The 12,302-nt window shown below is 66.8% G+C and carries 10 protein-coding genes; 7 read left to right on the forward strand and 3 right to left on the reverse strand.

Features of this window, described 5'->3' with window-relative positions; genetic code table 11:
• Positions 1-71: 71 nt before the first annotated feature.
• The 5 genes from X946_RS11660 to X946_RS11675 all read left to right on the forward strand — a co-directional run bounded on the left by X946_RS11660 (position 72) and on the right by X946_RS11675 (position 7,042).
• Positions 72-2,663 carry a fimbria/pilus outer membrane usher protein gene (locus X946_RS11660; protein WP_235364017.1) on the forward strand — a complete coding sequence of 864 codons (2,592 nt, stop codon included), beginning with the start codon at positions 72-74 and terminating at the stop codon, positions 2,661-2,663.
• A gap of 33 nt (positions 2,664-2,696) precedes the next feature.
• On the forward strand, positions 2,697-3,782 hold the full coding sequence (locus X946_RS11665) for a fimbrial protein (RefSeq protein WP_081989519.1): 1,086 nt from the start codon (positions 2,697-2,699) through the stop codon (positions 3,780-3,782).
• Positions 3,783-4,261: 479 nt separating this feature from the next.
• The gene (locus X946_RS11670; protein WP_235364015.1) at positions 4,262-5,956 is read left to right on the forward strand and encodes an alpha/beta hydrolase; all 1,695 of its coding nucleotides are present in this window, start codon (positions 4,262-4,264) and stop codon (positions 5,954-5,956) included.
• Between the two features lie 63 nt (positions 5,957-6,019).
• Positions 6,020-6,337: a hypothetical protein gene (locus X946_RS33655; protein ID WP_152611690.1), complete on the forward strand. Its 318-nt coding sequence runs from the start codon at positions 6,020-6,022 to the stop codon at positions 6,335-6,337.
• A 393-nt stretch (positions 6,338-6,730) separates the two neighbouring features.
• Positions 6,731-7,042, forward strand: a complete 312-nt coding sequence (locus tag X946_RS11675) for an H-NS histone family protein (RefSeq protein ID WP_038747569.1) — start codon at positions 6,731-6,733, stop codon at positions 7,040-7,042.
• Between the two features lie 347 nt (positions 7,043-7,389).
• Here the strand turns inward: X946_RS11675 and X946_RS11680 are convergent, their stop codons facing one another.
• The 3 genes from X946_RS11680 to ald all read right to left on the reverse strand — a co-directional run bounded on the left by X946_RS11680 (position 7,390) and on the right by ald (position 10,399).
• Complete coding sequence (locus X946_RS11680) at positions 7,390-7,896, reverse strand: lecithin retinol acyltransferase family protein (protein WP_038747446.1); 507 nt, start codon at positions 7,894-7,896, stop codon at positions 7,390-7,392.
• Positions 7,897-8,488: 592 nt separating this feature from the next.
• The gene (locus tag X946_RS11685) at positions 8,489-8,836 is read right to left on the reverse strand and encodes a hypothetical protein (protein ID WP_038747449.1); all 348 of its coding nucleotides are present in this window, start codon (positions 8,834-8,836) and stop codon (positions 8,489-8,491) included.
• Positions 8,837-9,283: 447 nt separating this feature from the next.
• A complete protein-coding gene (ald, locus tag X946_RS11690; RefSeq protein WP_038747572.1) occupies positions 9,284-10,399 on the reverse strand; it encodes an alanine dehydrogenase in 1,116 nt (371 codons plus the stop codon).
• Between the two features lie 749 nt (positions 10,400-11,148).
• Here ald and X946_RS11700 point away from each other — a divergent pair.
• Positions 11,149-11,469, forward strand: a complete 321-nt coding sequence (locus tag X946_RS11700) for a hypothetical protein (RefSeq protein WP_152611691.1) — start codon at positions 11,149-11,151, stop codon at positions 11,467-11,469.
• A gap of 41 nt (positions 11,470-11,510) precedes the next feature.
• Entirely contained in the window at positions 11,511-12,287 is a 777-nt protein-coding gene (locus tag X946_RS11705; RefSeq protein ID WP_038747457.1) for a crotonase/enoyl-CoA hydratase family protein, read from the forward strand.
• Positions 12,288-12,302 lie beyond the last annotated feature (15 nt).

Consider the following 12,302-nt stretch of genomic DNA (forward strand, 5'->3'; position numbering starts at 1 on the left):
CGAGGGCGGGGCGCGCTCGCGCGCGCCTGCCGGTTCTCAAACCACTTCCCGCAGCGGCGTTGCTGGCCAGCATGAGCGTGGCGCAGTGCGCGTCGGCCGCGAGCGATGGCGCATCCGCTTCCGCGCCGCGGCGCGAGCCGACGGCGACGCTCGCCAGCGCGAGCTTCGATCAGAATTTCCTGCGCTCCGGTTCGGGCGAGACCGTCGATTTGTCCCGGTTCGCCAACGGTAATCCGCTGCTGCCCGGCGAGTACCGCGTGGACGTCTACGTGGCGGATCGCTTCATCGGCCGAGAAACCGTTACCGTCAAGCAGGGCGACGGCTCCGACGGCGGCGCCGCGCGCGTCTGCGTGTCGCGCACGCTGTTCGACCGCCTGGCCATCGACCCCGCACAGGTGCCCGCGGACACGCTCGCGCGGCTGGCCGACGCGGCCGGCTGCATCAGCATCGAGGCGCTGTCCGACGATGCGCGCGCCAGCCTCGACACAGCGGAGCTGCGTCTCGACGTCAGCCTGCCGCAGGCGTTGATACGCCGCCATGCGCGAGGCTACGTCGATCCGGCGCTGTGGGATTCGGGCGTCACGGCGGGCATGCTGGGCTACAACGCCACCTTTTACCGCAGCGAATCCGGCAACCTGACGCAGCAGTCGGCTTACGTCGGCATCAATGCCGGCTTCAACGTCGGCGGCTGGATGTTTCGCCATAGCGGCTCCTACCAGTGGCGCGAACGCGAACCTTCACGCTACAGCTCGATCCGGACCTACGTGCAGCGCGACATCACGCCGCTGAAGGCGCGCGTGACGTTGGGCGAATCCAATACCAGCGGCGAAATCTTCGACACCTTCGCGTTCCGCGGCGTGCAGCTCGCCACCGACGATCAGATGTGGCCGGAGTCGATGCGCGGATACGCGCCGGTCGTGCGCGGCATCGCGCAAACCAACGCGCGCGTGACGGTGCGCCAGGGCGACGCGGTGCTGTACGAGACCTCGGTTGCGCCGGGCGAATTCGTGATCGACGATCTGTACCCCACCGGCTATGGCGGCAACCTCGACGTCACGGTGACGGAGGCGGACGGCCGCGTGCAGCAGTTCAAGGTGCCTTACGCGTCGGTCGCGCAACTGCTGCGCCCCGGCAGGACGCGCTACAGCGTGGTCGCCGGTATGGTGCGGTACGGCGGGTTGAGCTATCTGCCGAGGGTGATTCAGGCAACCGTGCAGCGAGGCTTGTCCAACAGCTTCACCGCGTATGCGGGAGCCCAGGTCACGAACGACTATGGGGCCGTGCTCGCGGGCGGCGCGTTCAGCACGCCCTTGGGCGCCTTCGCGCTCGACGTGACCAAGTCGTGGGCGTCGGCCGCCGGCTTCAGGCGCAACGGCACCAGCGTGCGTGCGACGTACAGCAAGCTGATCACCGCCACCAACAGCAATTTGTCGGTGGCGGCGTACCGCTTCTCGTCGTCGGGCTACATGGACCTGCAAAACGCGCTGCAATACAGCGATCAGGCGCGGCGCGGCACGCTGAGCGATACCTCGTGGGTGACGAGCAGGCCGCGCAATCGCCTGTCGGTCACGGCAAGCCAGGGCTTCGGCTCGCGTGCCGGCAATCTCTACGTCAGCGGCTACAGCCAGAACTTCTGGGACCGTTCGGGCAGCGATACGCAGTTCCAGATCGGCTACAGCAACAATTTTCGCGCGCTCGGCTATACGGCTTCGATCAGCCGCAGCCGCACGTCGCTTGGGCGGATGGAAAACCTCTACATGCTGTCGCTGTCGGTGCCGCTCGGCGGCAAGTCGCGCGCGCCGACGCTCAACATGGCGGTGACCAACGGATCGGACGGCACCAGCGTGCGTTCCACCGTCAACGGCACCGCGCTGAAAGACAGCTCGCTCGATTACAGCGTCGGCGTGACGCGCAATTCGAGCCGCGACGTCGGCGCCAACGGGTCGGTGCTGTACCGCTCGCACTACAGCGCATTGCAGGGCAGCTTCGATGTGGCCGATCGCTACCGCGCGATGTCCGCCGGCGCGAGCGGCATGCTCGTTGCCGATGGCGGCGGCGTCACGGCCTCGCCGTACAACGCGCAGTCGATCGCGATCGTGGAAGCGCCCGCGGCGGCCGGCGCGCGCGTGCTCGGGTATTCGGCCATCGTGCTCGATCGCAACGGCCATGCGGTGGTGCCGTACCTGAATCCGTACCGGCTCAACGAAGTGTCCATCGATCCCAATGGGCTGCCCGACGACGTCGAACTGCTCACGACGCGGCAGCAGGTTGCGCCCCGGAACGGCGCGATCGTCAAGGTTCGCTACGGCACCGTGGTCGGCCGGCCGGTCCTGATCCGGGGAACGCTGCCTGGCGGCAGCGTGCTGCCGTTCGGCGCGTCCGTGGCCGATCCGGACGGCAACGTGGTCGGCACCGTCGGTCAGAGCGGGCGGTTGTACGCGCGCCTCGCCGACGGGCTCGAGAAGCTCGTCGTCAGATGGGGCGAGCGAGACCGCAATGCCTGCACGCTTGCATTGCCCGAGCAGGCGCCCGACGCGCCCGACGGCAAGACCGGTCCGCTGAAACATCTGCAGCGTTTCGACGCGGTGTGTCAGCCGTTCTCGACGGACGCCGATCAGGCCGCATCGATGCACCCGCGCGCGGCGACGCGGACATCGGGTTGACCGTGCGCTCCCGCGGCGGAGATTGCCGCGCGCATGGCGTTTTCTCACGATGATGAAAGGACGATTGTGATCAAGGAATACACACTGAAGCTTGGGCGCACGTCGATGCGGCGCCTGCTGCCGTGGGTGGCGCTGAGCCTGCTCTGCGCCGGCGCGGCGCACGCGACGCAGAACTGTTCGGTAGGCAGCGGCGAAAGCGTCGTGCTGCTCGATTTGACCCAGAAAATCCTGGTGCCGGAAGACGCGCCGATCGGCACCGTGCTGATGAGCGCCCACGGCGTCAGCCGTACGGCTCAATGCATGCTGAACGTCACGTATCCGTTGACGAGCGAGTACGCGTACGTGCGTCGTCCCGATCTGACCACCAGCAATAGGATCGGCAGCGGCCTCGCGATCTATGTGACCTACAACGGCGACCGCGGCAATTCCGCGGCCAACTGGAAGACCGACGTGCTGGTCGACTCGGCGGTCAAGAGCGTTTCGGTGCCGTTCACGGTGGACATCGAACTCGTGAAGATCGGGGAGACGCCCACGAGCTCCGACACCAAGCTGCCGAGCAACTACGTGCACGTGCTCAGCGTGGCGGACCCGAACCAGAACTTGCTGGCCCAGGGCGGCAACGCGATGTACTTCATCAGAGGACTGCAAGATGTCGTGGTGTTTACCAAGAGCACGTGCTCGGTTGTCGGAGACGCCAATCCCGTCGTCAATCTCGGCACGTTCGCGGCCAATGGCCGCTCGGGCCTCGGCTCCGGCATCGGTTCGACATCGCCGTCGCGGGATTTCATGCTGGAGCTCGACTGCAAGCAGGGCAATACCGGCGCGTTTTCGGTCGCGCTGACGTTGGACGGCCAGACCGCATCAGGCTATGACAGCGCCGGCGTGCTGGCGCTGTCGGCGCAGGCGGGCGCGGCGACCGGCGTCGGCGTGCAGGTGCTGAAAGGCGATTCCGGCTCTCAGACGGCCGTGCAGTTCGGTTCTGCCTGGGACGTCACCTCGCGATGGCAATCGGACGGACGAATCCAGCTTCCGTTTTCGGCACGCTATTACCAAACCGCCGACACCATCACGCCCGGCCCCGCCAACGCCACGGCGACTTACACCATCAGCTACATGTAGCCTCCACGCCCTTCACCGCGCTATCCGGCGACGTGGTCGGATAGCCGCGGCGGCGATAGCCAGGCCGCGTTTTCGACGCGACGGAGCGCGCGTAATCACATCGCCGCCGCGTGAGCTTCTTTCGCATTTGGGCTGCTTTCGGAGAAGAACCGGTCATCCCTCGTTTCCCCGTCATGCCGGACAAGACGAGAACGCATGGCATCCGCCCATCCGCCCATCCGCCCATTCGAGCGCGAAGCGGTACGGCCGTGCAATGAGCGGCAGGCTTGACGGCAAGGTCCGCCAGGGAGGATCGGATTTGTATTCGCCTGTACCGAACATTACAATTTGGGACCGACTCCAACTCGGCTTTCGCATTGTCCGGGTGCGAAGCGCCGGGTGCGCGCACGGTCCGATTCCGTAATTGGACCGTGATTCATGCATCAATTCGCTCTGCGAAGCCTATGTCCCATTCATCGAACATGATGCGTCGATTCCGAATGGCTCGAGCCGCGCGCTTCGTGCTGCTTGCTCTCGCCCTGCTGGCCGCCCTGCTCCTCGCGCTGCGCGCCTACGATGTTCGCAACGGGCCTGCGCTCGAACCCTGGCATACCTTCGTGCCGGACGAACTCGACGTCGAGCAACTCGACCGGAGCGGCTGGGACGGCTATTTGCGTCGCGAGGACGCTCTGTTCGAACAAGTCAAAACGCAAGTGAGCGAGCGCTTGCCGCCGGAGGCGCGCGTGCCTTCGAATCGTTATTTCGAAGGCAGTCCGATCTATCCGCCGCACTTCGAGCACGATTGGAACCGTTCTTACGAAATGCTGCCGGCCGGCAAGCCCGTCGGCGCGGTCGTGTTGCTGCACGGCCTGACGGATTCGCCATACAGCCTGCGCCACATCGCGCGGCATTATGTCGAGCGCGGTTTCGTGGCGGTGGGCATCCGGCTTCCGGGGCACGGCACGGTTCCCGCGGGCCTGTCGAACGTCGATTGGGAAACGTGGATGGCGGCGACTCGGCTTGCCGTGCGCGAGGCGCAGCGCCGCGCCGGCCCCGGCAACCCGATTCATCTCGTCGGCTTTTCCAATGGCGGCGCGCTGGCGATGAAATATGCGCTCGACAGCCTCGAGGACAGTCGTCTTGCCCGTCCCGCGCGCATCATCCTGGTTTCGCCGATGATCGGCATCACTCGCTATGCGAGGTTTGCCGGTCTCGCGGCGCTTCCCGCGCTGCTGCCGCCATTTGAGAGGGCCGCGTGGCTCGGCATCGTGCCGGAGTTCAATCCGTTCAAGTACAACTCGTTTCCGGTCAACGGGGCGCGCCAGTCGCATCGCCTCACCAGCGCGCTGCAGCAACAGATCGCGCGCCTCGCGCGCGCGGGCAGGCTGGACGGACTTCCTCCCGTACTGACTTTCCAGTCGGTGCTTGATTTCACGGTCAGCACCCGGGCGATTGTCAGGCGGCTCTATGCGATGCTTCCCGACAACGGCAGCGAACTGGTGGTGTTCGACGTCAATCGGCGCGCGAAATTCGGCGCGCTGATCGATCCGGCATCGACACGGGAACTGTCCAGGATACTGCCGACGTTGCCGGTGAACTACCGGCTCACGACGATCGGCAACGCCGCGGACAAACCGGAGGCGGCGCATGGGGGCGTGGTCGAGCGCACCGTCGAGCCGGGCGATATGGGAGATGCGGGAGATGCAGGAGATGCGGGAGATGCAGGAGATGCGGGAGATGCAGGAGATGCAGGAGATGCAGGAGATGCGGGCACGCACTTCCGTGATCTGGGGCTCCCCTATCCGCCGCAGATTTTCTCGCTGTCGCACGTGGCGCTGCCGTTTCCGCCCGATGACGCGCTTTACGGCTCGCAACCGGCGAATGCGGACAACCCGCGATACGGCGTTTCGCTCGGTGCGCTCGTGCCGCGCGGCGAGCGGGGCGTGTTGACGATCAGCCTCGATTCCATGTTCAGGATTTCGTCGAATCCGTTCTTTTCCTATCTGCTTGCCCGCATCGACGATGCGATTGCCACACCGGCGCGCGTGATCGGCGTTCGGCCCGACGCGACACGGCGCGCGAAAGCTCCGAACGCGATCGCATCGACGGAGCCGGACCCGGACCCGGACCCGGAATTCGAGGACATGCAGCGACGGGTGGTCGACCTCGAACTGGAACCCGCGACCATTCCCTGATCGCGCGCGGTCATGCGGCGGCCGTCCTGCACGGGCGAGCCGCCCGGCGCTTCCGCCACCTGAATGCACAAGAGACTCGGCGCGATGAATCCGAGCGTCATTTCCGCGCATGCCGAGGCGATTGACGCCCTGTCGCTATCGACCTGCGTCGCGATGGTGATGTTCGCGCTCGGCAAGCCGAGGGTTGGTGCCGTCGCGCTTTTCTCGATCGCCGCGCTACCGTTTCGCATGGAGCTCGCCGCGCCACACGGCGCGGCCCCCCCAACGTGCCGAATCACGATGCGTCGGGCGCAGCGAGCGAACGAAGTTGACAGTTGCTGCGTACCTTTTTTGAGCGTTCCTTGGGGCGTGCAGCCCGGTCGCGCGGAGCCTTCGTCATGAGGAACGCATACCGTCAATCTTCGGGCAAGCGAACCGACTTTTTCGAAATACTTCGATTCTCGAATTTCTTACATTTGAATAACCTAGGCTGGGTTCACGTCGTCCAGGTCGCGATCGTCAGGCGGCGGCTACGCGCCGTACGACCGCAATCGGCAAAACTCTTCCGGGCTTCATCTCGACCATCCATCTTGCTTCGAACCGGGAAGGCGCGGCATGCGAGCGCACCGCCGGGCAAGTGGTGCGAGTTTGGCGCTGCGTTTGACGACATGCGACATTTCGCCACCGTATGACGCGAACCAATTATCTTGCCGCCGAGATGAAATCTCGTGGGAGATGGATTGTCATCGGGTTATGGAAAACAAGGCGGAGTTTGAAAAATCAGAGTGTGACGAAATGAACGCGTATCAACGATTTAAAGAGCTGAAAATCGAGCTCGAGGCACGTTTGGCCGAGGAGCGAGCGGCGGCTAGAGAGGCTGTTCTCGCGGAGATAAGGTCTTGTGTCGGCGAGTTTGGTTTTTCCCCGGACGACATATTTTCCGCTGACGGGCAACGTGGCAGGCGAAAGATTCGGGCCAGATATTATGACCCCGTCAGTGGAGCGACATGGTCGGGAGCAGGGCGTGAGCCAACGTGGATTCGCGGCAAGGATCGAACGCAATTTGAATTGCGGTGCAGCGGTACCGATGGGCAAGACGCGTCTTGAATCTGCGCGTACACGCGGCCTGATGCACGATGCAGATCTCGGAGCCGCCGCCGGCGAACACGTTGAATCACGCCGCCCGATAGGGGTGATGCCGCCGCTGGCGGCGTGACGACGCAGTTGCAGGAGCGCATGGCCGGCGCATTCCGCGCATGCCGAAAGAGCAGCGAAATCGGCGCGCGACTCGCGCGTCAAGCGACCGATGCGGCAGTTGGTTCCTGCCTTCCTGTACACGCGATGTGCGCGACACGCGACGGCGATCCGGACTTGAGGCGACTTTCACCGGAAGTCGACGGCGAATGATGTCGATGCGCGGCGCACGCCGTCGAGGCCGCCTTCGCCGTTCTTCGTCAAGCGTGCGCCGCGGCCACGCGGGCTTCGGCGGCGAGGCCGTCCGCGGCGGCGCGCCATCCATGTGCGAGCCGGCAAGCGATCATCAGGAAGAGCACGGCCAGCGCGCGCGCGGGATTGCGAATGCACGCGTCGACCTGTTCGCTTCGGCCTTGCCCGAACACGCACCACAAACAGAAGTGCTCGCAATTGTTGGAGAGCAGCCGGTAATCGCGCTCCCCGAGGCGCGACGTCGCACGATCGACGACATCCGGGCCGGCATAGGCCGCCGATGGATGCGATACGACTTCGACGCCGAAGCCCGCCGCGAATTGCTCGATCGACACGATCTCGACGGGGCCGCCGCGGAGTTTGCCGGAAAGGCCGGCGTAGTGAACCACGTCGCCGTTTCCGATATAGATGCCGTGGTGCGCATAGCCGACGCGTTTCGTCACCAGATGCGCGCCGCTCGGAAGACCGAGTTCGGCCGCGCCGCCTGCGGATTTCGGTCGAATGTGCTGGCTCATCGCGCGCTCCTGACGATCGCGAAGCCGTTCGTCGCGGCCGACGCGGCGGCCGGAACGTCAGCCCGACGCCGCGTGAGCGCCGAACGCTTCGCTTGCTGTCACGGTTTCAGTATTGGCGGCGCGGCGGCGCGTCTCAATCATCCTGGTCGGAGATCGTTGTCCGATGAGTGCGCGAGATGTCGGAAATATCCGACATCGGCGAGAGGATTCGCCGACACTCGAACACGTGTCGGACATGCGCGGCGAGAATCGGCGAATTGCATTGCATGGGTTCGGCCGCGCACGGTTTCGCCGGAGGCGGCCGGCGTGCTTGCACTTGCCCGACCGACCCGGCGGATGGAGGCAGGCAAGCGAATCGAGCCCGATCGATATGCTTCGCGTCGTGACGATGCGCCCGGGTCCCGCGCGTGCGCGCGACGAGCGACGGACGACGCCGGGCGCTTCCGTGCCGACCCCGCCGCCGAGATTCGTCACGGCGATCGTCGATTGCGCCGGCACGGCGCCATGCGGCGAGCCGATCAAGCGCGCAAGTTCTGCGCACCCGATCGGTGGCGATACGGCAAGCGCGGCGCGTGCGCCACGCGCCGGCGATTCAGAACGCAACCTGCAGCACGACGTCGAACGCGAGCACGAGCGCCGAGCAGATGATGCCGAGCGTGAGATTCGACAGCCGATGCTCGACGTCCGGATGCCGGCCGATCCACGCGATGATGAAGAACAGCCCGTCGAGGACGACTTGCAGCGCGAACACGATCAGCATCAGCGTGAATTCGTAGCCCGCCTGCGACAGCTCGCTGAAATGCCAGCCGTGCCGGCTGACCCAGTATGCGACGCGGTACGCTTCGTAGCCCGCGAGAAGCAGCGGGAACAGATAGGAGACGAAATAGGTCGGCACCGTCGCATGCCGGAGTTCGGGAAAGAAATGATGTCCGGTCCGCATGATGGCCTCCGATCCGTGAATGCGCGCGCATCCCGCGATGCTGCTCACGGTTTCAGCGTATGCATTCCGACAAAGCGCCGATTGACGTGCGTCAATCGGCCGCCACGGCCGCGCGTGCGCGCATCGGGTGGGTTCGGCGCGTTGCCCGCAGACGGGCTTGCATCGTCGGTCGCAATCCGCGTCGTGCGGCCTGCCGTGCGCCGCAACGCTTGCGACGCGGGACGAATGCGCGCGAAGAGCGGCGGGCGGGCGATGCCCGCCCGAACGCGGCGTTCGCGAGCAAGGCGCTTGCCTCGGGGCAGGGCATCGGCCGGGACCGTGCGATGCGCGTCGTGTGCGTGCTCGGGCGGCGCGCCGAATCGGCGGTCGAGCCGAGTGCAAGGCCGCGCGAACGGCGGCGGCGGCCGTCGTCGGGCATCTCATTCGTTCGGACCGCTGCGCGACGAGTCAGTCGAGCATTTCGTCCGCATGCATATAGGCGCGGCCGAGCGCGCGGGCGACCGCTTCGTGCGTGACGTGGCCGTCGCAGACGTTCAGTCCGGCGCGCAGATACGGATCATCGGCGAGCGCGCGCTTCCAGCCTTTGTTCGCGATCGCGATCGCATGGCGAATCGTCGCGTTGCCGAGCGCGAACGTCGACGTGCGCGCGACCGCGCCGGGCATGTTCGCGACGCAGTAATGAACGACGCCGTCGACGACGTAGGTGGGCTGCGCGTGCGTCGTCGCGCGGGACGTTTCGAAGCAGCCGCCCTGATCGATCGCGATGTCGACGACGACCGCGCCGGCGCGCATCTTCGAGACCATCTCGCGCGTGACGAGCCGCGGCGCGGACGCACCGGGCACCAGCACCGCGCCGATCACGACGTCCGCGTTGCGCACCGCATCGTCGATCGCATGCGCGTTCGAATGGAGCGTCGCGATTCGGTTGCCGAAGATCAGGTCGAGCTGGCGCAGGCGATCGACGCTGGTGTCGAGCACGGTCACGCGCGCGCCGAGCCCGACCGCCATCTGCAGCGCGCAAGTGCCGGCGACGCCCGCGCCGAGCACGACGACGTGCGCGGCCGGCACGCCGGGCACGCCCGCCATCAGCAGGCCCATCCCGCCGCCGGGGCTTTCGAGGTGCGCTGCGGCGACCTGAATCGACATGCGTCCGGCCACCTCGCTCATCGGCGCGAGCAGCGGCAGGCCGCCGCCGGGCGCGGTGACGGTTTCGTACGCGATGCAGACCGCGCGCGACTTCACGAGCGCGGCGGCCTGCGCGGGATCGGGCGCGAGATGCAGGTAGGCGTACAGGATTTGCCCGCGCCGCAGCATCGCGCATTCGGCCGGCTGCGGCTCCTTGACCTTGACGATCATGTCGGCGCGCGCATAGACGTCGGCCGCGTCGTCGGCGAGCATCGCGCCGGCCGCCGCGTAATCCTCGTCCCGCAGGCCGATCGCCGCGCCCGCGCTGCGCTGCACAAGCACCTGATGGCCGTGCAGCGCAAGCTCGCGCGCGCCCGCCGGCGTGAGGCCGACGCGATATTCGTAGACCTTGATTTCCTTCGGCACGCCAATCAGCATGATTCGTCTCCTCGGGTGATCGCCCGGCGTCGAGCCGCTGAGCTCGTTACGATCGTCTTGTCCGTGTCGCTGCGTCGATTTCTCGCGGATCGCCGTGCCGTTGCGCGCAGGCCGCAACGGCCTGCGTGGCCGCCGTCGCCGGCCGTTCGTCGCCGCGAAGCGCGGCGGCGGGATTGCCGCGGACATCGCTCGAATGCGCGGGCCGAGGCAACGAATGTTTCGTTGCCGCCGCCGCGCGATTTATCTGCATTCCCGACGAAATGCCGCCGAGGGTCGGCTTGGCCGCCTATGTCCAACTGGCGTTCGGTGCGGCCTGACGTGAGGCGCGCCGCCCGCGCGTTCGCGCCGCGACGGATGCCGCACGCCGCCGGCCGATTCGACGCCGGATTGCGCACATGAATCGTCAACGCATCAATAACGGATTCTAGGTCGAAACGGACGGAAACCTTGCCGCTGCCGCATCGAACCTCGATGCTCGGCCCGACCGCTTGCTTTGCTTCTCGGCGCGCCTGTTTCGCGTTTCGACGGCGGCTCGTCGCCGGCACGGATGGCGCTGCGTCAGGCCGGCTTCGCTTTCAGGCATCGCGAGGGAGCGCCGTCCGGAACGCGCACGCGATTTCGCGTGATGGGCGTTGGACGGCGCGGGCGGCCGATCGGTCAGATCGGTCCGATCGGTCCGATCGGCGACGGAACGATGCGCGTGCCCCGCATCGGCGGCCGCCGCGTCGGGCGGACTCGCGCCGACGACGTTGCCGATCGCCGGTGAACGGCCATGGTTGCCGTCGTTCGTCGACATCGATGTCGATCATCCGTCGCGCGCGACGATCGATGGACGCCGGCCTGCGTTCGATGCGCGGCGCGTCGGCCCGGACGCCGGCAGCGCCGCGACGCCCGGCTTCGACCGTTTCGTCGATGTCGATATCGACATTGGCGCTGGTGGCGGCGTAGGCGCCGGCATCGGCGTCGAGTCCGATCGACGTCACGCCCATTCGCGCCGCCCCGGCCGCCCTCCGATATCGACGCCCCTTCGCGACGCTCGCGCCGAATTCGTTTCGCTCGACGCCATCTGACGTATAACGAATGGTGGTGTCTGCTCTCCGGGAGGGAGACGATGGACGAAGTCCTTTTCGCAACGGATGGCGCGGTGTGCACGATCACCCTCAACCGGCCGGAGCGCCGCAACGCCGTCGACGGCCCGACCGCTTCGCAGCTGAGCGACGCGTTCGCCCGGTTCGAGGCCGACGCCGCACTTGCGGTGGCCGTTCTGACTGGCGCGGGCGGCAACTTCTGCGCGGGCGCCGACCTGAAGGCCGCCGGCGATCCCGCGCGGCGCAACGCGCTCGACGCAACGGGCGGCGGGCCGGGGCCGATGGGGCCGAGCCGCATGGCGCTGTCGAAGCCGCTCGTCGCGGCGGTGTCCGGCTACGCGGTCGCGGGCGGGCTGGAGCTCGCGCTGCTGGCCGACATTCGCGTCGCGGAGGAGGGCGCCGTCTTCGGCGTTTTTTGCCGGCGTTGGGGTATCCCGTTGATCGACGGCGGCACGGTCAGATTGCCTCGCGTCGTCGGCATGGGGCGTGCGATGGACATGATTCTGACCGGACGTCCCGTCGATGCGTCGGAAGCCAGGGAGATGGGGCTCGCCAACTATGTCGTGCCGAACGGCGAAGGGCTGGCTCACGCGACGCGCCTTGCCCGGCAGATCGCGCAATTTCCCCGGCAATGCATGTTGGCGGACCGGCGTTCCGCCTACGAGCAGTGGGATTTGCCGCTCGCGCAAGCGCTGCGCCGGGAAGGGGCGAGGGGCGTCCCGGTCGTGCTGGCGGAAGGCGTGGCCGGCGCCGCGCGCTTCGGCGCCGGGCAGGGGCGGCACGGCGCGTTTTCCGACTGAGGCGCGTCGCCGTCC

Source organism: Burkholderia sp. ABCPW 111 (genome assembly GCF_000773065.1).
Lineage (GTDB): Bacteria > Pseudomonadota > Gammaproteobacteria > Burkholderiales > Burkholderiaceae > Burkholderia > Burkholderia savannae.